At 58.0% G+C, this 21,670-nt stretch carries 23 protein-coding genes; 16 read left to right on the forward strand and 7 right to left on the reverse strand.

Annotated elements, in window-relative coordinates:
• The first annotated feature begins 2 nt into the window (after positions 1–2).
• From BMW84_RS01320 to BMW84_RS01335, 4 genes are all read left to right on the forward strand, one after another.
• A complete protein-coding gene (locus BMW84_RS01320) occupies positions 3–683 on the forward strand; it encodes a response regulator transcription factor (RefSeq protein WP_091063623.1) in 681 nt (226 codons plus the stop codon).
• The gene (locus BMW84_RS01325; RefSeq protein ID WP_091063626.1) at positions 670–1,950 is read left to right on the forward strand and encodes a sensor histidine kinase; all 1,281 of its coding nucleotides are present in this window, start codon (positions 670–672) and stop codon (positions 1,948–1,950) included. Before BMW84_RS01320 ends, BMW84_RS01325 begins: the two co-directional genes overlap by 14 nt.
• Positions 1,951–2,253: 303 nt before the next feature.
• Positions 2,254–4,974, forward strand: coding sequence for a PAS domain-containing hybrid sensor histidine kinase/response regulator (locus BMW84_RS01330; RefSeq protein ID WP_091063628.1), 2,721 nt, complete (start codon positions 2,254–2,256; stop codon positions 4,972–4,974).
• Between the two features lie 16 nt (positions 4,975–4,990).
• Complete coding sequence (locus BMW84_RS01335) at positions 4,991–5,173, forward strand: DUF6954 family protein (RefSeq protein WP_091063631.1); 183 nt, start codon at positions 4,991–4,993, stop codon at positions 5,171–5,173.
• A gap of 107 nt (positions 5,174–5,280) precedes the next feature.
• Here the strand turns inward: BMW84_RS01335 and BMW84_RS01340 are convergent, their stop codons facing one another.
• The 3 genes from BMW84_RS01340 to BMW84_RS01350 are packed head-to-tail and all read right to left on the reverse strand — an operon-like array spanning position 5,281 to position 8,249.
• Positions 5,281–6,147 (reverse strand): TIGR03943 family putative permease subunit, encoded by an 867-nt coding sequence (locus BMW84_RS01340; RefSeq protein ID WP_091063632.1) that lies wholly within the window; start codon positions 6,145–6,147, stop codon positions 5,281–5,283.
• A 28-nt stretch (positions 6,148–6,175) separates the two neighbouring features.
• Positions 6,176–7,165, reverse strand: a complete 990-nt coding sequence (locus BMW84_RS01345; RefSeq protein WP_254772826.1) for a permease — start codon at positions 7,163–7,165, stop codon at positions 6,176–6,178.
• A 37-nt stretch (positions 7,166–7,202) separates the two neighbouring features.
• Complete coding sequence (locus BMW84_RS01350; protein ID WP_175498634.1) at positions 7,203–8,249, reverse strand: CobW family GTP-binding protein; 1,047 nt, start codon at positions 8,247–8,249, stop codon at positions 7,203–7,205.
• Between the two features lie 213 nt (positions 8,250–8,462).
• Between BMW84_RS01350 and BMW84_RS01355 the strand changes: the two genes are divergently transcribed.
• Positions 8,463–8,882 carry a DUF6157 family protein gene (locus tag BMW84_RS01355; protein WP_091063636.1) on the forward strand — a complete coding sequence of 140 codons (420 nt, stop codon included), beginning with the start codon at positions 8,463–8,465 and terminating at the stop codon, positions 8,880–8,882.
• Complete coding sequence (locus tag BMW84_RS01360; protein WP_091063639.1) at positions 8,879–9,502, forward strand: class I SAM-dependent methyltransferase; 624 nt, start codon at positions 8,879–8,881, stop codon at positions 9,500–9,502. Before BMW84_RS01355 ends, BMW84_RS01360 begins: the two co-directional genes overlap by 4 nt.
• A 67-nt stretch (positions 9,503–9,569) precedes the next feature.
• Here the strand turns inward: BMW84_RS01360 and BMW84_RS01365 are convergent, their stop codons facing one another.
• Complete coding sequence (locus BMW84_RS01365) at positions 9,570–10,154, reverse strand: helix-turn-helix domain-containing protein (protein WP_091063641.1); 585 nt, start codon at positions 10,152–10,154, stop codon at positions 9,570–9,572.
• A 169-nt stretch (positions 10,155–10,323) separates the two neighbouring features.
• On the opposite strand from BMW84_RS01365, the gene BMW84_RS01370 reads away from it, so the two are divergent.
• The 9 genes from BMW84_RS01370 to BMW84_RS01415 all read left to right on the forward strand — a co-directional run bounded on the left by BMW84_RS01370 (position 10,324) and on the right by BMW84_RS01415 (position 16,325).
• Positions 10,324–10,611, forward strand: a complete 288-nt coding sequence (locus BMW84_RS01370; RefSeq protein ID WP_091063644.1) for a Dabb family protein — start codon at positions 10,324–10,326, stop codon at positions 10,609–10,611.
• Between the two features lie 238 nt (positions 10,612–10,849).
• Complete coding sequence (locus BMW84_RS01375; RefSeq protein WP_091063645.1) at positions 10,850–11,290, forward strand: DUF86 domain-containing protein; 441 nt, start codon at positions 10,850–10,852, stop codon at positions 11,288–11,290.
• 21 nt (positions 11,291–11,311) lie between these two features.
• Positions 11,312–11,974 (forward strand): helix-turn-helix transcriptional regulator, encoded by a 663-nt coding sequence (locus BMW84_RS01380; protein WP_091063648.1) that lies wholly within the window; start codon positions 11,312–11,314, stop codon positions 11,972–11,974.
• Positions 11,975–12,077: 103 nt separating this feature from the next.
• Positions 12,078–12,467: a YtxH domain-containing protein gene (locus BMW84_RS01385; protein ID WP_091063650.1), complete on the forward strand. Its 390-nt coding sequence runs from the start codon at positions 12,078–12,080 to the stop codon at positions 12,465–12,467.
• A 287-nt stretch (positions 12,468–12,754) separates the two neighbouring features.
• A complete protein-coding gene (gene racE / locus BMW84_RS01395; RefSeq protein WP_091067894.1) occupies positions 12,755–13,561 on the forward strand; it encodes a glutamate racemase in 807 nt (268 codons plus the stop codon).
• Positions 13,562–14,039: 478 nt separating this feature from the next.
• On the forward strand, positions 14,040–15,248 hold the full coding sequence (locus tag BMW84_RS01400) for a M14 family metallopeptidase (RefSeq protein ID WP_091063655.1): 1,209 nt from the start codon (positions 14,040–14,042) through the stop codon (positions 15,246–15,248).
• A gap of 150 nt (positions 15,249–15,398) precedes the next feature.
• Positions 15,399–15,665 (forward strand): hypothetical protein, encoded by a 267-nt coding sequence (locus BMW84_RS01405; protein WP_091063657.1) that lies wholly within the window; start codon positions 15,399–15,401, stop codon positions 15,663–15,665.
• A gap of 76 nt (positions 15,666–15,741) precedes the next feature.
• Positions 15,742–16,044 (forward strand): HesB/IscA family protein, encoded by a 303-nt coding sequence (locus BMW84_RS01410; protein ID WP_091063659.1) that lies wholly within the window; start codon positions 15,742–15,744, stop codon positions 16,042–16,044.
• A gap of 41 nt (positions 16,045–16,085) precedes the next feature.
• Positions 16,086–16,325 (forward strand): YuzB family protein, encoded by a 240-nt coding sequence (locus BMW84_RS01415; protein WP_091063662.1) that lies wholly within the window; start codon positions 16,086–16,088, stop codon positions 16,323–16,325.
• Between the two features lie 92 nt (positions 16,326–16,417).
• Here BMW84_RS01415 and BMW84_RS01420 read toward each other — a convergent pair whose 3' ends face one another.
• A complete protein-coding gene (locus BMW84_RS01420) occupies positions 16,418–17,557 on the reverse strand; it encodes a THUMP domain-containing class I SAM-dependent RNA methyltransferase (RefSeq protein WP_091063664.1) in 1,140 nt (379 codons plus the stop codon).
• A gap of 143 nt (positions 17,558–17,700) precedes the next feature.
• On the opposite strand from BMW84_RS01420, the gene BMW84_RS01425 reads away from it, so the two are divergent.
• Positions 17,701–18,336 (forward strand): O-methyltransferase, encoded by a 636-nt coding sequence (locus tag BMW84_RS01425; protein WP_091063667.1) that lies wholly within the window; start codon positions 17,701–17,703, stop codon positions 18,334–18,336.
• Positions 18,337–18,486: 150 nt separating this feature from the next.
• Here BMW84_RS01425 and BMW84_RS01430 read toward each other — a convergent pair whose 3' ends face one another.
• Positions 18,487–18,864, reverse strand: a complete 378-nt coding sequence (locus tag BMW84_RS01430) for a hypothetical protein (RefSeq protein WP_091063669.1) — start codon at positions 18,862–18,864, stop codon at positions 18,487–18,489.
• Between the two features lie 131 nt (positions 18,865–18,995).
• Positions 18,996–21,638 (reverse strand): bifunctional lysylphosphatidylglycerol flippase/synthetase MprF, encoded by a 2,643-nt coding sequence (gene mprF / locus BMW84_RS01435; RefSeq protein WP_091067895.1) that lies wholly within the window; start codon positions 21,636–21,638, stop codon positions 18,996–18,998.
• Positions 21,639–21,670: the final 32 nt, after the last annotated feature.

A 21,670-nucleotide genomic window follows, 5' to 3' on the forward strand; every position in this document is an offset into this window, starting at 1 on the left:
AAGTGGTTGATATTCTCATTATCGAAGATAACGAAGAGCTTTCCGGGGTAATCCGCGATTTTGTGCAGCGCGAAGGATATTCCGTGCAGGTATGCGCAAGCGGGGAGGAAGGGCTGGCTTATCTGGAACAAGAGCCGGCGAAGCTCCTGCTGCTCGATATTATGCTGCCTGAGCTGGACGGCTTTGCAGTGTGCAGCGCGGTCCGCCGCCGGGCGAATCTGCCGATAATCATCATGAGTGCGCACAGCGGCGACGACAATGCGATCATCGGCCTGGAGCTTGGCGCAGACGATTATCTGGAGAAGCCGTTCAGTGTCCAGCTGCTGCTGGCGAAAGTGAAAGCCCATCTGCGGCGCAGCTATGACCTGAACGATGACAAGCAAATGCTCTGCGCGGGCGAGATTACGGTTAACCGGGCGGCGATGCAGGTTTTCCGGGGCGAACAGCCTGTTCCGCTGACCGCCAAGGAATACGATCTGCTCGTGCTGCTTCTGGAGAACAAAGGGAAGGCGCTGCGCAAGGAGTGGCTGTTCGAGCGCGTGTGGGGCGCGGACAGCTTCAGCGAGCCGTCGACCCTGACGGTCCATATCAACAAGCTGCGCGAGAAAATTGAAGCCAATCCGAAAGAACCGCGGCATATCGCCACGGTATGGGGCGTCGGCTACAAATATGAAACGGTATAACCGGCTGTTCATGTGGACAGCCATCGCCGCTTGCATTGTTTTAGCGGTGTATACGTGGACTGCACTCCATGCAGGTACGCCGCAGCGCGATCATGCGTACAGGGTGGAGGCCAACCGGATCACGGCGGAGCTTAATCGCGGCGTACCGGCGGAAGATGTCGTTCGGGCAGCAGACAGTCCGATCACGCGGATGGAAGTGTTAGACGCGCAGGCCGCGCGGAAAAACGCCGATCTTTTCTTCGGCGGCGCGGGACTGAGGCATGATGAGGAGTTCATGGTTCTGCCGGTGTATGCGGATGGCGCTATTGTTCAGTATGTGCGGTTTGCCTATTCCGTTCAAGGGAAGGGCGGCATGGCCGAGGAGACGGCCCTTGTCCTGATTCTGGCAGTGATTCTGCTTGTCTTCGCTCTGCTGATCTATATCAAACACCGGATTATCAAACCCTTTCATAGCATGGAAAAGCTGCCGCTGGAGCTGGCCAAAGGCAGGCTGACTCCGCATTTGCAAGAGAACCGGAACCGTTTCTTCGGCAAATTCGTCTGGGGATTGGAGATGCTGCGCGAGACGCTGGAAGCCCAGCGGAACACCAATCTGCGGCTGGAAAAGGACCGGCAGACCCTGATCGCCTCGGTTTCGCACAACATCAAAACGCCGGTATCCGCGATCAAGCTGTATGCCGCCGCGCTCGGCGGCAACCTGTACGAAAGCGAGGCCAAGCGCGGCGAATGCGCCAGACGGATCGAGGAGAACGCGGAGATGATCGAAAAGCTGGTCGGCGACCTGATTGCGACCTCCGTTTCGTCCTTGAGCGAAGTTGCGGTGGAACGCGGCGAATTTTATCTCGGCGAGCTAATGGCCAAGGTCGAAGAGCACAGCAAAGAGAAGCTGGCGCTGCTCAAAACCCGGTTCACGATCGGGCCTTACCGGGACAAGCTGCTCTTCGGCGATCTGGAGCGGCTGGCGGAAGCCATAGATAACATCATCGAGAATGCGATGAAATACGGAGACGGGGCCGAAATCGGCATTACCTTCCATGAAGAGGATTACCGGCAGCTGATCCGGATCGAAAATTCGGGCGCCCCGGTCCCTCCAGGCGAGCTTCCGCATATTTTCTCCAGCTTCTGGCGCGGCTCGAACAGCGCGGGAAAGCCCGGCAACGGGCTGGGGCTGTACATGTGCAAGCAGCTCCTGCGGAAGATGGACGGCGACCTGTACGCCGAGGCGGGCGGACATTCCATGGCGTTTGTTCTGGTGCTCAAATGCTGATGAACGCTGCGCCATCGGCCGATTCCTAGGCGTCCGATTACGATGGATTGCGATCAACCTCCCTTCACGGCATTGCCGGCGAAGAGAGGTTTTTTATTGATTTTTGCGGCCTAGCGCCGGTTTGGTCAGGCCCGCCGCAGTTGGCAACGCCCTGGCGGCGGGCGGAGCGCTGCTTCGTTGAACCTATATTGTCACCAAGTCTTCCGAATCAAGAACTTTGTATAGATTTGGCAAGCGGATACTTAAAAAACAAGGTATACTGGTAGTAATATTTGTCCTTACTTTCATCGAGGAGGCCGAGCCTTGTCCGACTACCTACTGAAATCGATCGTTTGGCGATCCTCCACAGCCTTTGCCGTATTTTCAGCGGAAGACGGTAGGCTTATTGAAGCCAATCCCGCGCTGAGCCGGCTGGTGGGCTACACGGAACAAGAACTGCATGAACTGCACTATTCGGATATCGTGACCGGTAGCACGGAAACAGAAGCAATAAATGACGGACGGTTTGAAGCGCCGGGAACGGAAAAGACGGCGATATGCCGGCTGCTCCTAAAAGACGGGAAGCAGTGCTGGGGCCGTGTGCACACCTGGGCTGGAGAAGATGACGAAAACGGGCAGCCGCGTTTCTTTTTTGCGGAAATCACTGATATTACCGGACAGGTGGAACGGGAGCAGTTTTTGCAGGACAAGCTTGGACTGTATCAGCTGATAGCTCAGAACATGCCGGACATGATCTCTTTGGGTACGCCTGACGGAATCCTGCATTATGTATCGCCCTCTATTGAACGGACGCTGGGATATAATGCGGAAGAGATGATCGGCACCAAGCGTCCGGATTATTACCACGAGATCGATATGATCGAGATGACGCAAAAGGGCATGCTTTATTCCGATACCGATGTCTACACCCGCCGTATCCGCCATAAAGACGGCCATTACTTGTGGGTGGAATGCTCGTTTCAACTGCTGCGCGACGCGCAAGGGCAAGTGCGCGAGGTGCTCACGATTGGCCGGGATGTCACGGGACGCCGGGAGATGGAAGAACAGCTGCGGGTAAGCGAAAACCGTTATAAGTCTCTCTTTGATTATAACCCGTCGGCGATTAGCGCCATGGACCTCGAGGGACGTATGGAGTCGCTCAATCAGGGCCTGACGCAGTTGACCGGCTATGCACACGAAACGCTGGTTGGCAGCGGTCTAGGCGACATTCTCGATCCGGGAGAATCGAAGGTTGTGGAGGCCGCTTTCCAAAAGGCGGTGAACGGAGAAGCGCAGACCTTCGACAGCCGGATGGTTCACCGGAATGGGCAGCTTGTCGAGGTCATTATCATTTTGGTTCCGATTAAAGTAGATTTCCGGGTTGTGGGCGTTTTTTCCATTATCCGCGACATCACTGCGCAGAAGCGGCACCTGCAGCAGATTGAGAAGCTGAGCTACGAGCATGCGCTGATCCTGAATTCCGTTTCCGAAGGCATTGTCGGCATCGACCTTCAGGGTCAAACGGTGTTTGTCAATCCGGCGGCAGCGGCGATGCTGGGCTTCGAATCCGGCGAATTGCCGGGCAAGGCGATGCTTCATAACCTGGAGCAGTCGCTATCGAATGTGGAGGCGTATACCGGCGGTGCCAAATCCTCGCCTCGCGAACGGCTGGATGACCATTTGTACGAGGAGCTGGAAGGAGCATTCTGGCGGCGGGACGGCTCCAGCTTTCTTACGAAATTCCGCATGTCGCCGCTTTACGATGGTGGGGAACGGCGGGGCGTCGTCGTCGTCTTCCGCGATATTACCGAGGAAAAAGCAATCATGCGCGCCAAGGAATCGGCGGAACAGGCCGACCGGGCCAAATCGGAATTTCTGGCCATTATGAGCCATGAACTGCGGACGCCGATGAACGGAATCATGGGCATGGCCGATCTGCTTGCGGGTACGGAACTGACGGAGGAGCAACGCTATTACACGGAGATTATCGGCAAAAGCGGCAGTTCGCTGCTGCATATTCTTAACGAAGTGCTGGATTTCAGCAAAATCGAAGCGGGCATGATGACGCTGGAGTCGGCTCCGGTCGACCTGCGACAGGTCGTTTCGGACGTGACGGAGCTGTTTTATCCGCGCGTCAAGGAGAAAGGGCTGTGGCTGCAGGAGGACATGGATAAATCGGTGCCTGCCCTGATTGTGACGGACGAAGCCCGGCTGCGGCAGATTCTCGTCAATCTGGTCGGAAATGCCGTCAAGTTTACGGAGACGGGCGGCATCCAGATTGCCGTCAAAGCGGAAGAAACATCCGATTCCGGCGAGCTGCAGCTGCGTTTTACCGTTAAAGACACGGGCATCGGCATTCCGCGGCACAGCCAAAGCCAGTTGTTCCAGTCGTTTTCCCAGCTGCACCCATCGATTAACCGCAAATATGGAGGAACCGGCTTAGGCCTGGCGATCAGCAAAAAGCTAACGGAGCTGCTGGGAGGCATCATCGGGGTCGTTAGCGAGGAGAATGCCGGTGCCGAGTTTTATTTTACAATCCGTGGGGGGATTCCGGGCGATCAGAATGCCGGCTATGCCATAGCGGAGAAAGCCGTCACGGCGGAAACGCGGCGCGAGTCAGCGGCGGCACCCGCAGCGGTAGGCAAATACGGCCCGCTCTCCATTCTGATTGCCGAGGATCATCCGATCAATGCGCATCTGATGCAGATGTTCCTGAAGAAACGGGGATATAGCTCGGATGTGGCGGTGAACGGGGAGTTGGCGGTACGGGCCGTGTTGGATAAACCGTATGACCTGGTCTTCATGGACATCCAGATGCCAGTTATGGACGGTATTGAAGCGACCGGTAAAATCCGCGAGCAGCTAGGGCTTTCTCCGGTCATCATTGCCGCGACGGCCTTCGCCCGCAAAGAGGACCGGGACATGTGCCTGCGGGCAGGCATGCAGGACTTCATCTCAAAGCCAATCCGGACCGAGGACATCGACCGCGTGCTGAGCGAATGGTCGGCGCATATCCGGCAGCGTAAAGGAATAGCGGAAGAGTAGGATCGGGGGGACGGACATGAAAATCGTGCTGTATCTGCTCTTTGCGGTGCTTTATTTGCTGGTGATCTTTTTTGGGCTGGGTCCGGTGCTGTTTGCCGATGGAAGCCGCAGCGAGCGGCTGGTTACGCTGGCCGTCGTGCTGGTTATCCTTGCGTTGCTTACGCTGGGTTTGCGGGCCGTAATGAAACGGCTGAAATAAGGGGCGAGAGGGTAATCACGAATTCCTGAAGATGAAACGCGGGGATTAGATGGTCGAAATCGTCAATCCGCGCAGCTCGATTGACGATGACGAAGGCATCGACGCGGTCATTTGAGCCTGGCCGAGGTCCGGAGTTCCTCCCAGGCGGCGACGGAATCCCCGTTCGCGTACACATACGGCGTGGCGGGTGCGTCAAGCGGCGTCAGCCGCTCCGGCGTAATCTGCAGGATCTCTCCGCCGCCGTACGGCACCACGTGAAGCTTGCCCCGCACCTCGATCCAGGTATCGGCGGGCAAGCTTATTTGCGCTGCCGGATCAATCCGGATGCCAAGCGGGGTCGCGTCAGCCGTGCAGCACTGCACCAGGAAACGGCCGACGGCATACGCCGGGTCCTCGGCTTTCGGGTCTTTATACAGGAAGCCGGACAAGACGATGTCTTTGCCTTCAAAATTATTTTTGTACAGATCGATGGCGCCGAATGTCTCGGAAAAGAGCTGCGGATAGACCGGAATTACGGGCAGGGCGTATAGCCGGTTGGCCAGTGCGGTGAACTCCCGCTGATACGGCTCCTCGGCGATGGATCTACCTGCGCCTGTTTCCGGCGACACATAAGACAGCGCCAACCCTTTTCGGGCCGCGGCGGCGGTGCCGAGCGCCCGGTCGGGCAGCAGGAAGCCAAGCAGCAGCGGCAGCAGAAATAGCCCGTACAGTGCGGCGCCGCCCGGCAGCGAGCGGGGCAGCTTGTGCTCACAGTCGCACAAGGCGCGGGCCCGGCCGAGCAATGCCTGCGCGGCGAGGCTGAGGGACATCAGCGCAAGCGGGATCGGGCACAGCCGGATCCAGCGGGCCAGCTTCGGCGCGACATAATAATGGAGCGCGTCCTGCTGGACCAGCCGGCCGATATACAGCGCAAAAGCCAGCAGGAGGACGGCACGGATCATATAGTGGAAGCGGATGCTCCGCGGATCGTTCATTTTTAGTCGCCCCCTTGTTAGAACCTGGTTACAGCCATAGCGACAGCAGCACCGAACCCGTAAAAACCATTGAGCAGATCAAGAAAAATAAATACAGCGCAAAACGGGTTTTGAACAGTGACAGCAGCATCAGCGAGTTCTTGAAATCCAGCATCGGGCCCAGCACCATAAACGCCAATAGCGCGCCTTCCGGAAAGGTGTGCAAAAACGTGGAGGCGACAAAGGCATCGGATGTTGAGCATAAGGACAGGACAAAAGCCAGTCCCATCATAAAGAAGTATGAACCGAGCGGGCGTTCACCGATGGCCGCCAGCTTGTCATGCTCCAGAAACGTCTGAATGCCCGCGGTCAGCAGGCAGCCGACGATCAAATATTTGCCCATTTCGAAAAATTCGTCCGCCGCATGGACCAGCGCGGCGGCGGCCTTGCCGCCGCGCGCTTTGTTGTCATGCGGCTCCATGCCCTCGCCCCGCAGGGAATGGCGCAGGACCGGACGTTTGGCCGTTACGTAGACGATGAGGCCGATCAACGCCGCGACGGCGAACGCCAGACCCAATCGGGCGTAAGCGATGTCCGGATGGGCGCGGAACGCTGTCATCGTCGCACCGTACACGACGGGGTTGAGAATGGGGCCGGAGAGAATGAATACGATGCCGACATACAGCGGCATGCCTTTGTGCATGAGACGGCGGACGAGCGGAATCATGCCGCATTCACAGACGGGAAAGACGATCCCAAGCGCGCAGCCGAACAGAATCGCGAGAACCGGCGATTTCGGAATCCAGCGCGATACCCACTCGTCCGGGACGTAGACGCGCAGTAGAGAGGAGAGGAGCGCGCCGAGCAATACAAACGGCAGCGCTTCAAGCAGGATGCCGAGAAACGCCGTCTTGAACAGATCCGTATAAGCGCTCTGCAGCAGCTGCGGCGCTCGTTGCAGCAGCAGCATGCCGCCGGCGGCGAGCAGTGCAGCGGAAAGAAGCAGCGGCAGTACTTTAGGTCTCATGAAGGTAATCAAGGTTGCTTCAGGCTCCTTTCCCGCGAATGGCTGCTGCTTAAGCAAACAACGAGGTCCAGCGCTCCGTCAGCCTCTTCTCGTCCAGGTTGAGGCCGATGAAGACGACATAGGGCTGGCCGGGGTAACGCGAGGTTTCCCAGGTCGTGCGGTCGCCGGCAAACTGCACGAGCTGCACCGGCTCCCGTTCACCGAGCTGCACATGCCCTTTGGCCCGCAGGAGCTGGCCGCTCCATTCGCGGAAGAAGCTCTCGAGCTGTTCCCTGGCGATGACGCTCGCCTGCTTCCGCTCTGGGAAAGTCAGCGTTACCGCGGCGACCTGCGAATAGGAAGGTTCGGCAACCGGCCCGTTCGGGCCAGTGCCGCGCGGAACCGAGATCGGCCGCTCCGGGCGTTCCGCCGTGCTTACGCGCAGCGCCCCGCCTTCCGCCGCGCGGCGCAGCTTCGGGCCGCTGCCGTCTACGGCTTCCTTGCGGGGAATGCCGGCGAACAGCGGGGCGGAATTGATCCGGCTGTAGTGGGTGAAGACGATTTCGGCCTGCGCATTGGCCTTGCGGGCGGTCTTCTCGATCCGCCATAACGTCTCATGCGGGACGAGGTCGCTGCGGTTGACGACGATCAGGTCGGCGGCGGCCATCTGACCCCGCAGCGTGCGGACCATCGCTTTGTCGGAAGCCAGGCGGCTGGCGTATTCAAGCGTGTTCTCCGCGTCCAGCACGCAGACGGTATAATGCAGCGCGATGCGGGCGTTCAGCGCCCCCTCTTTAATCTCCGCGGCAATTTCCTCGGGATTGGCGACACCCGTTAATTCGATGAAAATGATATCCGGCCTGCGCGTTAAGAGCGCCGCAAAACTCCGCGGCAGATCTTCCTTGCGGCCGCAGCAAATGCAGCCGTCGAGCAGCTTTTCCACATTGGCTCCGGTTTGCTCCTGCAGAATATAACCGTCAACATCTTTTTTCCCCAGTTCATTCATCAAGACGCCGGGTTTCAGTCCCCGCGCCGTACATTCGTTCAGCAGGGACAAGAGGAGCGTCGTTTTGCCGCTCCCGAGAAATCCGCTCAATACGATTACCGGTACTTTCATCGCCGCATCGCTCCATTCCAAAGGCAGCCATGCCTTTATCATAAGTTTCCCGGCCCGCGCAAAATGCCTGACCAAGAAGCCAGACGCATAAACTTTGCTTTGAGGGGCGGTATCCCATCTATACGCAGGCTGTCCCGCCGCTATGCCACTAATCTCGGGCCTTCTGTGCTATGATAGATGGAAGAAAGATTCCAGCTTGGCAGGAGGTTGACGATGAGTTACACGAATACGTTTATTCGCGTGGCCGAAGATTGCCCGGTGGAGACCGGCGTCATTCCCGTATCCGGCCGCGAACGCAAAACCGCGCACGAGATTCAATATGAGCTGCTGGCATCCGCGCCGTATGCCTACACCCATGAGGAGCTGCTGTATGAGGTTCATGTCCGGCATAAAGCCATTCCGGAGACGGAAGCGAAGGAACGCGCTCCGGAAATCCGGGATGCGCTGTTTGCGAAGCCCCATCCCTGCCTGCGCGCTTCCATGCTGCCCAAACGATACGGCTGGGGCGTCCATTACGATGCCGAGGGTAAAATCGCGATCTATGCCAAAGAATCGCCCGAATACGATTATTATGCTACTTCACCGGAGGCGGGCGTGACGCTGCTGAACGCCATGCGCAGCAAACGCAAATGACGGACTATTGGAACCGGAGATTTGCGGCGGAGGGAATGATCTGGGGGAGCGAGCCCAGCCCGTCGGCCGCGGCGGCGCGGGCATTATTCGGCGATGCGGGCGTCCGCAGCGTGCTGGTTCCGGGAGCCGGCTACGGCCGCAATACGAAGGCGTTGTCCTCCGTGTTCAAGACTTACGGAATTGAGCTTAGCCCGTCTGCGCTTGCCCTTGCGGCAGAATGGGACCCGGATACGGTATTTATTGGGGGATCAGCGCTGGAGCCGCATCTGAATGAACCGGTTGATGCGGTCTACTGTTATGATGTACTGCATCTGTTTCTCGCCGCAGAGCGGCAGGCGCTCATGGACAGCTGTCTGCGGCAGCTTTGCCCGCGCGGACTGCTGTATTTTACCTGCTTCTCCGACGAGGACCCGAATGCGGGACAAGGCCGTATCCTGGAGCCGGGTACTTACGAATACAAAACAGGTAAATACGCGCATTTCTTCAGCGAAGCCGATTTACGGGAGCATTTTGCGGAGACGGAAATTCTGGACACGGGGAGTTTTCGGGAGACGCTTGGCGGCCCCGGCGGCGGAAGCCACGATTATCTGCTGCGGTATATTGTCGCGCGAAAGAGATGAGAAGGGCAGCCCAAGTCAAGGCAAACAGCCCTTCCCGGTTACGGAAAGGGCTACATATGTATAGGGCTCAGGAGAGCTCGCAGTCGGCAAACAGGATGCTGCGCGGAATCCGGAAGAAGGTTTCAGCCTTTTCCTGAAGGGCGAGAGCCGGGAGATGGGCCTGATGCAGCCATTTGCGGAATGTTCCGGGATGGATGCCGATCCAGATGCTGACATCGGTTACGGAAAAATCGTAAACCATACATAGTCCGGTCAAAATGACGTTGGCGCGGGAGGTGCTCACGTTGCTGCGCTTCATGAACCTCGACGGGGTGGGCTGGCAGAGAATCGGACTTTGCCGCAGCAGCGCTTCGTTGAACAAAACATGGGCCGGATAGCCAAGCAACCGGCAGACCTTGTCGATATTGACCTTGGACGGAATGCGGCCTTCGTATACCCATGCGCTTACGCTGCGGGAAGAGACGGACAGTTCTTCGGCGAGCTTCGACAGCTTGATATCCCTGGCCATGAGGATGGCGAGCAGCACGCGGTTGCGGATTTGGCTGCGCTTCGGCCGGCGGAAGCGTTTCACCCGTACGCCCTGTCCGAGATATTTCCGGTTGATTTGGGACCAAGCCTGAATATGATGTAGTTCTTGCTGGTTCTTAGGCATACTTCCTCCAAAATTTTTAAAGTTATACTACAACAATTTCCATGCGGCTGCAATGGTTATCGTGCGAACGGCTGATCACGGTTCCGACAAGTTTCTTTCGGAAGCGATGTCGTTATGTTATATTTCTTATAAATATACTTTACCAAAATAAAGGGCAGGGAGCGAGAACATGATCAAACATATTGTATTTTTCAAACTGAAGGACCGTTCGCCGGAGCAGGTGGCCACGACGGCGGCCGTACTGCGCAGCATGGAAGGCAAAATTCCGCAGCTGATTTCCCTGGAGGTTGGAACGGATATTCTTCATTCGGAGCGTTCGTTCGATATCGCGCTCGTCTCCGTAGTCGCTTCCTTGGAGGATCTGCAGGCGTACCAGGTGCATCCGGTGCATAAAGAGATCATTGTCCATATCAACGAGGTCAAGGAGCTTTCGGTCGCCGTGGATTACGAGCTTTAAGTGGATTAAGGGCTTTAAAACGGAACGGATATCGGAACAGGCATCCTATTCTGCAGTCGGGAGCGTGAAACCCATGAGCGATCTTGAATATCCGATGGAAGCATTAACGTACCTGATCGTATTTCTGGCAGCATGCTTTATTATGCTGTTCTGGCTCAAACGCCGCGGTAAACGGGGCAAGTGACGCTCCGCCCTGGGCGGGCCCGATGTACATATCACCGGATTTGGAGGGACAGCCGTGTACTACGTCAACCGAAAACAAATTGAAACGATCTTGGACCAAATCGAAGAAATCGGCGGCGGTTTAAGCCATGTAGCAGAAGCGTGGGACGGCGGTTATTTAAAAGGGCTGATCCAGGAGCGTTGCCTGCATCTGGCGATTGAGGTCGTGACCGATGTCGGCAGCTGCCTGATCGACGGCTTCATTATGCGCGACGCCGGAAGCTACGAGGATATTATCTCCATCATCCATGACGAGAAGGTGCTTGGGGACAGCGCCGTTTACGGGCAGCTGCTGGAGCTCGTTGCGCTTCGCAAGCCGCTTGTACAGGATTATTATGCCTGGGACCGCAGCAAGCTGCATCCCTTGACCCCGGCGCTGCCGGGCGTACTGGAACGGTTTGCGCGCGACGTTCGCCGATATCTCGACCAGGAGCTTGGCGTCCGCACGGACGGATAACTACGAAAGGAGGTCATGACAATGAAAAAAGGGCAGGAAAGCGGTTCGACGCGGCGGATGATCATGACGCTCCTCAAAACGAAAGGTCCGCTGACCATCGGCGCGCTGGCGGAAGAGCTCGGGATTACCGAAATGGGCGTCCGCCGCCATGTGCTGCAGCTGGAGCAGGAATCGCTGGCCAAAACGAAGGTTGTCCGCCAACCGATGGGCCGCCCGATGCATGTCTATTCGCTCACCGAGCGGGCAGAGGACCATTTTCCGAAAAGCTACCATAACCTGGCGCTCGAACTGCTGCGCGAGCTCGATCATGTCAGCGGCCAGGAGACGGTCCATGCGCTGTTTGAAGGACGGAAACGGCGGATGCTGGCGCAATATACGCCGATGATGGAGGGACAGGGCCTTGAGGAGCGGGTCGCCGAGCTGGCTTCGATCCAGAACGCCGGCGGCTACATGGCGACTTGGAGCAAGCAGGAAGACGGCTCTTATATGATGTGCGAGTATAATTGTCCGATCCGCCAGGTCGCTGCCGGATACCGGGTCGCGTGTCAATGCGAGCAGCAGCTGTTTGAAGAACTGCTCGGCGCCAAGGTTACGCGCAGCGAGTGCATGGCGGAAGGCGGCCAATGCTGCAAATACGTGATTGCGGCAAAGAAGAAAGACAAAACTTCCGAAAAGTCCTCCTGATCAGTCACCAAACAACCTCTCTTTGCTTATGATATACCAGAAATGGGCGATCGCCCGGGTGGCCGGGCGGATGGCGCAATTGATACCAAAGGAGAGATGGACGATGAAAAAGGATACGAAAAGCTTGCTTTGGGGACTTATTGCCGGCAGCGTGGCCGGATCGGTAACGGCGCTGTTGTTCGCGCCAAAACCGGGCAAGGAATTGCGCCAGGATATCAAGGAAGGAACGGCCGGCGCCATCGATAAGGTACAGGAAATCGCCGGCCAGGCTGGCGACAAGGGCGCCGAGCTGTACGGCAAAGCCAAAGATGCGGTGAATTCCGTGGTGACCGAAATCAAGGAATGGAGAAAGCCGGCGGATGCCGCTGAGGATGCCGAAGCCATCGCCAATGTCAGCAGCTTCAGCGAAGGTGAGATTACTGATTCCGCAGCAGAATTCGGGGAAATCGCCGCTGCCGCTGAAGAGGCCGGCAAGGATGACAGCATCGCCTGAGACGATGTCGCAATGGCAACCGGGCGGTCGGCAGGGAAGACGCAAGGGGATCGACCGGACCGCCGCTTTGCAGGATAAGCCGCTTCTCGCCAGCAACAGGCGCGGGGCGGCTTTGTTTTTGCGGGCAGGTTGGGGCAGGAAGCTTTTTCCAAAGGGCGGATATGTAGAGTTTCCTTGAACTGGGGGTATAAAAGGAGTAATATCGACAATTGGGGCTGAAAGCAAGGTACGCTTTGTTCGGCCCTTACATAAGCTACACAAAACATGTTAAAGGAAGCGGTGTGTTCGTGCAGCAAGCTATCGCAATATTGGACTCCGGCGTAGGGGGACTTACGGTCGTCAAAGAAGTGATGAGGCAGCTCCCGCGGGAGAAAATCATTTATTTCGGCGACACCGCCAGAGCCCCGTACGGACCCCGTTCGACCGAAGAAGTCAGACTTTTTACCGAACAAATCGTTGATTACCTGATTCAATTCAATCCGAAAATGATCGTCATCGCCTGTAACACCGCCACAGCGGCGGCGCTAGATTATATTTCCGCCAAGGTCAGCATTCCCGTCATCGGCGTGATCCATCCCGGTGCCCGGGCGGCCATCAGCGCCACCAAGACCGGCCGCGTCGGCGTCATCGGCACCATCGGCACGATCAACAGCGGGGCTTACACAGCGGCGCTCAAACAGCTGTCCCCGTTCGTGGAAGTGGTCAGCCAGGCTTGCCCGGCGCTTGTCCCATTCGTGGAGCAAGGGATGTTTCGTTCCGAAGAAAGCCATATTGCCGTTGCGGAGTCGCTGAACGGCATCAAATATGCGCCGATCGATACGATGATCCTCGGCTGCACCCACTATCCGTTCCTGATTGAGCCCATCGGCAAGGTCATGGGGCCAGGCGTCAAGCTGATCAGCTCCGCCGACGAAACCGCACGCGAGATCAGCACGATTTTGTACGACAAAGGCAAACTGGCCAGCGGCGACGAAATTCCGATCCACCAGTTTTTTTGCAGCGGCGACGCCGAAATCTTTCAGAAGATTGCCCGTGACTGGCTCGGCGAGCAAATCCGGCGCACGCCGGTCGTCTGGCAGGTTTCATCCCTGTAAGCACTTATTCCATCGTATCCAAACGGGACAATCCTCTATGGTTGTCCGCATGCCCCGGCTCCCTCGAGCCGGGGTTTTTGCCGTGGATTGTGGATTGGGCGGAAACGGCGGGTGGCTGCGGAAGCAAACATCATCTGTTACGGACACAGGAACCGTTATTTTCGATAATAACGGCAATTTCCCGGCGCTCAGGTCCGTTAGTGCAGAAATCGGTCTGTTTTTCAGCGAATAAGGCCTCTCAGGTCCGTAAAGTGAGCCTCTTCGACGCTTAGTATTTATTCTGCGCGTTCATGGGAGGTACCGGAAGGCGCATACAATGAAAGGGAAGGCAATGGCTCGCTTGTCGCCCCGAACCATTCCGCTCAGCGGCGGGGATAAAGGCTTGCAAGTAAACGGGAGCCCCGCAATGTACCGGGCAAGGCTTCTTAGGCAAAGCCCCACTTTGTGGGGATATCATGAGGGCAAGGAGAAGATGCCGATGCGTGAATATATTACCCGCAAGGGAGATACCGTCAGCCGAATCGCCGCAAGCCATGGACTTGCGCCGGAGCATATCATTTACGGGAATCCCTGGACGAGGAGCCAGCCGTATTTGATCCCGGGGCAGCTGCTGTATTTGCCGAACACGCCGCGCAAGCGATATGCGCTGCAGGAGGGCGACAGTCCCGAGGCGGTTGCGGCGGCTTTTGGCGTAACGATAGATGAGCTGGAGACGCTGAATCCCGGCCTGCTGTCCGGCCGCGGCTTCGGACCGGGCAAAATCATCGTGCTGCCCGCCACGCCGCATGCCCGGATCGTGCGGCTGCGCGGGGAGTACGGCCACCGGGAGATGGCCGAAGATATCGGCCGGCTGGCGGCCCGGTACCCGCAGATCGAAGCCGATGCCATCGGCTACAGCGTGCTTGGCAAGCCGCTGCATCTGCTGCGGATCGGCAGCGGACGGAAGCATCTGCATGTCAATGCCTCGCTGCATGCCAACGAATGGCTGACGACGCCCAGCCTGATGGCATTTTTGGAGGATTACGCGGCGGCTTTGAATGAAGGCGGCTTGTGGAACGGCTTTGACGTCGGCAAATGGTATCAGGACTGGACGATCTGGGCCGTCCCGCTGGCCAATCCGGACGGCGTGGAGCTGGTACAGGAAGGGGCTCCGCCGGGGCATCCGCTGCGCGATGAGCTGACGCGCTGGAACGGCGGACGGCGCGGATTCCGCCACTGGAAGGCGAATATCCGCGGCGTCGATCTGGGCGACCAGTTCCCGGCCCACTGGGACGAGGAGCGGGAACGGCGCGGCGTGCGCGGTCCGGCGCCGCGCGACTACAGCGGCCCGGCGCCGCTGAGCGAGCCGGAGGCGGCGGCGCTGGCCGCGTTGGCCGAGCGGGTGCCCGGCGCGGCCGCGGTTTCGCTGCACAGCCAGGGCAGCGAGATATACTGGAACTACCGGGGCTGCGAGCCCCCGGAGAGCCGGGAATTGGCCGCTGCGCTGGCGGCGGCCTGCGGATACCGGGCGGTCGAACTGACCGGCAGCGACGCCGGCTACAAGGACTGGTTCATTCAGCGGTTCCGGCGGCCCGGCTTCACTGTGGAGCTGGGGCTCGGTAAAAATCCGCTGCCCATGGAGGACTTTGAGGATACCGCACTGGAGACCGGCCTGATTTTGGCGGCGCTTCTATCAAATTTGAAATAAAAGTGAAACAATGACTGTAAATTTGCGTAATATAATTCAAAGGGTATGGCCGTCGTCAACATTGTTTGCACACCCGCGGCCGTACCCTTTTTTGAAACTATACGACTCAGTAAGTTCCCGTCAATTTAGTGAAATAGGAGTGAATCGGCCATGAAACTTAGAAAACTGCTGTCCCTGAAGCAGTGGTCCCATATTTTTCGCGCTTCTTGGAGCTATATCGCGTCGCCGACCGTATCGCTGGGGGACAAGCTGCTGTTCGCCGTTCCGGCGCTGCTCTATTGGGTGCTCCCGGATGTCATGCCGGTTGTGCCAATCGATGATATCGGCGTAACGATGCTGCTGATGGGCTGGTTCGTTTCGCGGATGGAGCGCAAATATCCGGTGCTGGTCCGGGGCGGAACGGCGGGAAAACGATAAATTCAGTTGCTTTTACCGGCAGGATTCCTTAGAATAGATAGTTGATATTAACTTTTGATGCCGGGAGATGGATTTCATGAACGTCAAAATTACCCGCAATGCGGCGAAAGTCATAAAACGCACAATGGAACAGGAAGGCAATGCCGAGCTTAAGCTGCGCGTCATGATTACGCATGCCCATGGCGACCATGCGCATTACGGCCTGGATTTGGACACGCCCAAAGAAAATGATGTGGTGATTCCGACCGACAAAGACATCGATGTCATTCTGGATCCGAATCAACCGCTGCTCGACGGCGTGAAGATTGATTATCTGTATTTCCCGCAGGAAGGTTTTGTCATCACTAATCCGTCCCAAGGCAATCACGGCGACCACTAATCGCAAGCCGCGCACCGACGGAGTCAAAGAAGGGTTACTTCATGGCTAACGAAATACAAATCTGCGACCAATGCAATTTCATGAGCTTGAAGAGCATTGTTCCGAAGCTGAAGAAAATGGCTCCCGATGCGGAGATCAAGATCGGCTGCAAGTCCTACTGCGGACCTTGCGGCAAACGGGCCTTTATCTATATCAACGGGCGCTACATCAGCGCTCCGACCGAAGACGAGGCGCTGGCGAAAGCGGAGCCTTTCGTCAAGAAGCCTGTGCCTAAACCCTAACCGGCAAAGGACATCCGGCAATCTGAAAAGGAGGCAACCCCAGCCATTCCCGGCGGGGCGCCTCCTTTTGTTTGCTTGCATTTGGTCAAACGTTATTTTGGCTGGCGCGGCGGCAGCGGTCCGAGGTACTGGTAATACTGGCACTCGATCCGGCCGTTGAACAGCTTGCGGCGTTTGTCGGCTTTGCGGCCGTAGAATTGCTCGAATTCCTTGATCGGACTGATCGCGAAAAACGACCAGGTCGGCAGATACAGCATCATTTCGCCGAACTGCTTGGTCAGACGCTCCACTTCCTTGTCGTTGCCGAGCCGTTCGCCGTAAGGCGGATTCGTGATGATGCAGCCATAGTCGCCTTGCGGTCTGGCTTTGGCGGCCGCAATGGTCTTGAAGGTGATTTCGCCGGAGAGACCGGCGCTTTTGGCTGCGGCTTCGGCCACTTCAATCGCGGCGGGATCGATGTCGCTGCCGGTCAATTGCAGCGGGTAGTCGTCCTTCACGGCGTCGATCGCTTCCTCGCGGGCCTGCTCCCAAAGACGCTGCGGAATTTCCGGCCAGCGCTCGGAGGAGAAGGTGCGCCGCAGGCCCGGCGCGATGTTCCAGGCGATCATCGCCGCTTCGATCAGAATCGTGCCCGAGCCGCAGCAAGGATCGTACAGCGGGCGGGTGCCGTTCCAGCGGCTGAGCTGGATGAGGGCGGCGGCCATGGTTTCCTTCAGCGGCGCTTCCGTCGCCTGGCGGCGGTAACCGCGTTTATGCAGACCGGGACCGGTTGTATCCAGCGTAATCAGGGCGATGTCGTTCAGCAGGATGACCTCCACCACGTAACGCGGCCCGTTTTCCGGGAACCATTCGGTGTGGTACGACAGCTTTAGCTTTTCGACAATGGCTTTTTTCACGATGCCCTGGCAGGCAGGTACGCTGGTGAGCTGCGATTTATGCGACCGGCCTTCGACCGGGAATTCGCCGTCTTGCGGAATCCAGTCTTCCCAGTTGATGGCTTTGACGCCTTCGAACAGCTCGTCGAAGGTGCGGGCGGGGAAGCGTCCCATGTTAATCAGCACGCGGTCCGAGGTGCGCAGCCACAGATTGCAGCGGCAGATGTCGTAGACGTCGCCGGTGAAGTGGACGCGGCCGTTCTCCGTCGTCGTCTCGTAGCCGAGTTCGTTCAGTTCCCGGGCTACGACGGCCTCCAGCCCCATCGGGGCGGTGGCGATCAATTGCAGTTTGTCCAAAATAGGCTCAACTCCGTTTGGCTTGTAGATGTTTGCTTGCAGCCGTTACAATAGAACAGGATGCTTGTCTGTTCAAGTATAGGGGAATGCGCGGCACTACACAATACGCGGGGCTTCACAATATAGCGAAGAAGGGGAATTTCATGCATACGCAAAATCAGGAGGAATACAGCGAGCGGCTTTATGCCGAAGATGAACTGCTGCTAAAGGTAAAACAAGCGATTCGGGAGGCTGGAATGCCCGAAGTGTCCATTGCGCCGGGCTACGGCCGGCTGCTGACCATGCTGGCGACCTTGTCCGGCGCTAAGCATGCTCTGGAGATCGGCGCGCTCGGCGGATACAGCGGGATTTGCCTGTGCCGGGGGCTTGCCGCCGGCGGTACGCTGACCTCGCTTGAGCTGAAGCCGGAATATGCGGAACTGGCTCGCACGCATGTCGAGGAAGCCGGTTTCGGCGGCGCCGTGGAGTACAAGCTCGGCCAGGCGATCGACAGCCTGCGGCAGCTGGAGCAGGAGGGCCGGACCTTTGATTTCTTTTTCATCGATGCCGACAAAGAAAATTATCCGAATTACCTGGAATACGGGATCAAGCTGGCTAACCCGGGCGCGATCATTGCCGGGGACAACATCTTCCTCCGCGGACGTACGCTGAATGCCGAGAAGAACGGCCCTGCCGTACAGGCGATGCGCCGCTTCAACGAAATGATCGCCACCGACGAACGGCTGGACAGCACGCTGCTGCCGGCTTACGACGGGCTTGCGCTCGCTATTGTGAAATAGACGGGCGCTGGCCCGTTTTTTATATATGGGACTTGGCAGGAATAAGACAATTACTTTTAGCGCTATTAAAAAAAGTCAAAAAAAGCGCGGAAACCGCCGGCATCCCGCCGTCCGTTTTCCGCGCTGTCGGTTTTTCATTAATTATATGCATTAAATCCATGCATTAAAGTGGCCTTCGGCATCCACCGTAGCCGTCCGGGGATCGGTCAGCCGGATACCTCGGTATAACCCCGCTCCCTCGCCCGGCATTGCCGATGGCTGATCCTTAAGCGGAGAAGCCGGTACGAAATTGGCCGAAGCGACGCTTCCGGTCAACTGAACCATTTTGGCCTCCAGCAAGCGGATTTGCCGCTGCAGCTGCTCTCTCCGGTAAGGGGTTTGCTTCTCGCTGCCCTCTGCCTCGTTAACCTTGTCCAGCTCCGCCATGAGCCGGTTGCGCTGCTGTTCCAGGGAGCTTGCATCGCTCTGCGTACCGCCGTATGCCGTGATGGCCTGAACCGGGCTGACGCCCGCAATTGTCTGTGCCATGATCTGCTCCTCCGTTTCCCGCGAAAAGTTGGTTCTACTTTATTACCCCGATCCAGATGAATTGAACAGGAGTCACTTGGGTTGGAACAAACTTTTTTTGGGGTATACGGTCAGACGGCGGGCGACCGCCCTCACTCCGGAGGCCGTGACACCAGCCGCACCAGGTCCAGCGTCAGTACAGGCAGGACCAGGCCGGTGGGATAGGCCAGATAACGCGGCTCCCATTCGGGCGAGAACTTCTCTTTATACCGCCGCAGGCCGGAAAAACCGTACCAGTGCCCGCCCCGCTTGAAGACCAGATGGGCCAGCTTCTCCTCGCGGAACGACCCGGTGCTGTGGCCGACGTTCGAAAGCGGCGCGTTGCCAAGGTTAAAGCGTACGTACCCGTGTTCCTTTGCCCATTCCAAGAGCCGGACAAACAAATAATCCATCGTCCCGTTCGGGGACCGCTTCAGATGGCGCATCAGGTCGATCGACAGCGTTATACCGCCGTCATATCCCGGCGCCAAGGAAGCGAAGGCCACGACTGCGCCATCGGGCTCGCGCAGCAGGGCAATCGGTGCAAGCTGGAGGTAATCCTCCTTGAACCAGCCCAGCGAATACCCTTTTTCGGCCCGGCGGCGCAGCCATTCGTCCGAGATGTGGCGCAATTCCTCCAGAAGCTCAGAAGAATGGGGAGGATCCGCCACCTCGAAGACGTAGCCTTCACGGACGAACCGGTTGGCGACGCTGCGCAGGTCACTGTTCTTTTTGCCCGCCGTCGTAAACGCCGAGAGCGGTACCATCGCTTCCTCGCCAAGCTTGAAGAAGCGGTAGCCCTGCTCATGGTACACCGGCAGATATTCCGGAGACACCTGATAGAATACGACAGAGAATCCGTATTTATCGGCTTCCTGCCGCAGTTCTCCGATGGCTGCCTCCGCCAATCGCTTCGGCCCCACGGGGTCGCCTAGTACGACCAGTTTGTCGCGTACCCCTGCAAAGGCAAGCAGAACCCGGCCGTCCTGCGCCCAGAACAGCCGTTTGTCGCCCAGGAACAGCATATGGCTGAGCGGATTTCCGGTCTCCTGTTCCAGGAATGCGGCCAGCCGTGCCTGATTCAGCGGTTCGCCCAGTTCGCGGGCGCGCCGGCTTGGACGAAGGACAGCTACCAGCGTTACCAGCAGCCAGGACAGGACAAGCCCTCCGGCTGCGGTATATGCGGCATGGCTGTGCTGTTGGAGCCACTCCGGCTCCAGGCCCGGCGGCAGCCGCTTGAGAAATCCGTGGTGCGAATAACTGCCGAGCCAGCCGTACAAGACGGCAACCAGCGCTGTACCGAGTCCCCACAAGAACGCGGTCTGCTCAGAGAACGGGGCGCTGATACGGTAGAATCGCGACCGGGAGATCCAGAGCAGCAAAGCGACGGCAAGAAGAAAGATCGCCTCCTCGTAATCGAACCCCTTGGTAAAAGCAAAGACCGCGCCGCTGACCAGCAGCAAGCCGGTGAGGCGGTAAGCCCGGTGGATCCGCAGCGAAATTCCCCGGGACAGCAGCACCAGCGTAAAGCCGATCAGTACGGACAGATGATGCGATACCCGCATTACCGGAAGCGACAGCAGGTCTTCGGTGAACTCCAGCCGGTATACCAGCTCCGGCGTCGCGGCCGACAGCAGCAGGATAAGCCCTGCAGCCAGTACCAGCTTGCCGAGCGCCCAGACGCCGAGATCGCTGAGGAAGCCGAATTGTCCCGGCCAGCCCCAGGCTTTCTGCCACAGATTCAGCGGAGCTTCCAGCGGACCAGAGTGGGGGGAGGCCGATTTTTTGGCAGGCAGTCCGATTTCAAGCGCCGCAAATGCCAAACCGATCAGCCAGGGCACCAGATAATAGAACAGCCGGTATATGACCAGCGCGGCCATCGCCTGGTCACCGTCATTGCCCAGGAGCTGGAGCCCGAGCAGCGCAATCAGGTCGAATGCCCCGATGCCGCCGGGGGCCATGCTGAGAATGCCCGCAACAGCGGCGACCACGTACAGGCTCATCACCGAGCGGAGATCGGCGGTACCCAGCATGGTATGGGCAATGACCCAGAAGGTGAGTCCGGCGCCCGTCCATTCCAGGAACGAAGAGCCCACCGAACCGCCGACGGTCAGCCAAGGCGTGCGTCCTTCGCCCCGGTTCACCCATTTGGCGAACAGCGAGGACCGCTGCATGACGACAAACAGCGGCAAATACAGCGCCATTGCCCAAACGGCGAACCGCAGCCATCCATGTTCCATGAACAGCTGATGCGCCGGGAGCAGCCCGAGCAGAACGGTCCAGGATAACAGCGACAGACCGGTGATCATGATCGGCGAGAGGAAGACGATGGCCGGGGTCAGGGTCTGGGCGGGGATGCCGCTTTTTTTGTACAGCAGCGTACGCAGCCCGGCTCCCGCCAATCCGGCAAAGCCGATGAGATTATTGAAGGTGTTGGCAATCCAGGAATAACGGATAAGAGTCCAGGTGCTGATCCTTAACCGGAAATGGAATTTCAGCAGAAAATCATAAGCACTCATTACCGTGACCGCAGCGAGCGCAGTACCCATCATCGCCGCAATGTCGGGTGCCGGTACATGCCGTAGTTCATGCAAGGTCCGACCGAGATGGATGCGCTTCAGTTCGCTTTGGCCTTCCCAATAGACGAGCCCGATGATCAGCACGGGAAAAAGGGCACGGACGGCGCGCATCCGGTAGACGGCGAGCAGCAGCCGGAGAATTTTAAAGCGTTCGAGTGCGGATTTGCCAGTGTTCATAGGTTTGAAACCGCCTTTATTGTGATACGGGA

Source organism: Paenibacillus sp. NFR01, from assembly GCF_900111565.1.
Taxonomy (GTDB): Bacteria; Bacillota; Bacilli; order Paenibacillales; family Paenibacillaceae; genus Paenibacillus_AQ.

Coding starts and splice junctions, on each gene's coding strand:
- BMW84_RS01325 (WP_091063626.1), top strand. CDS start 670: ATGAAACGGTATAACCGGCTGTTCATGTGGACAGCCATCGCCGCTTGC.
- BMW84_RS01335 (WP_091063631.1), top strand. CDS start 4,991: ATGAAAATCGTGCTGTATCTGCTCTTTGCGGTGCTTTATTTGCTGGTG.
- BMW84_RS01340 (WP_091063632.1), bottom strand. CDS start 6,147: ATGAACGATCCGCGGAGCATCCGCTTCCACTATATGATCCGTGCCGTC.
- BMW84_RS01350 (WP_175498634.1), bottom strand. CDS start 8,249: ATGAAAGTACCGGTAATCGTATTGAGCGGATTTCTCGGGAGCGGCAAA.
- BMW84_RS01355 (WP_091063636.1), top strand. CDS start 8,463: ATGAGTTACACGAATACGTTTATTCGCGTGGCCGAAGATTGCCCGGTG.
- BMW84_RS01360 (WP_091063639.1), top strand. CDS start 8,879: ATGACGGACTATTGGAACCGGAGATTTGCGGCGGAGGGAATGATCTGG.
- BMW84_RS01365 (WP_091063641.1), bottom strand. CDS start 10,154: ATGCCTAAGAACCAGCAAGAACTACATCATATTCAGGCTTGGTCCCAA.
- BMW84_RS01370 (WP_091063644.1), top strand. CDS start 10,324: ATGATCAAACATATTGTATTTTTCAAACTGAAGGACCGTTCGCCGGAG.
- BMW84_RS01380 (WP_091063648.1), top strand. CDS start 11,312: ATGAAAAAAGGGCAGGAAAGCGGTTCGACGCGGCGGATGATCATGACG.
- BMW84_RS01385 (WP_091063650.1), top strand. CDS start 12,078: ATGAAAAAGGATACGAAAAGCTTGCTTTGGGGACTTATTGCCGGCAGC.
- BMW84_RS01400 (WP_091063655.1), top strand. CDS start 14,040: ATGCGTGAATATATTACCCGCAAGGGAGATACCGTCAGCCGAATCGCC.
- BMW84_RS01405 (WP_091063657.1), top strand. CDS start 15,399: ATGAAACTTAGAAAACTGCTGTCCCTGAAGCAGTGGTCCCATATTTTT.
- BMW84_RS01410 (WP_091063659.1), top strand. CDS start 15,742: ATGAACGTCAAAATTACCCGCAATGCGGCGAAAGTCATAAAACGCACA.
- BMW84_RS01415 (WP_091063662.1), top strand. CDS start 16,086: ATGGCTAACGAAATACAAATCTGCGACCAATGCAATTTCATGAGCTTG.
- BMW84_RS01425 (WP_091063667.1), top strand. CDS start 17,701: ATGCATACGCAAAATCAGGAGGAATACAGCGAGCGGCTTTATGCCGAA.
- BMW84_RS01430 (WP_091063669.1), bottom strand. CDS start 18,864: ATGGCACAGACAATTGCGGGCGTCAGCCCGGTTCAGGCCATCACGGCA.
- mprF (WP_091067895.1), bottom strand. CDS start 21,638: ATGAACACTGGCAAATCCGCACTCGAACGCTTTAAAATTCTCCGGCTG.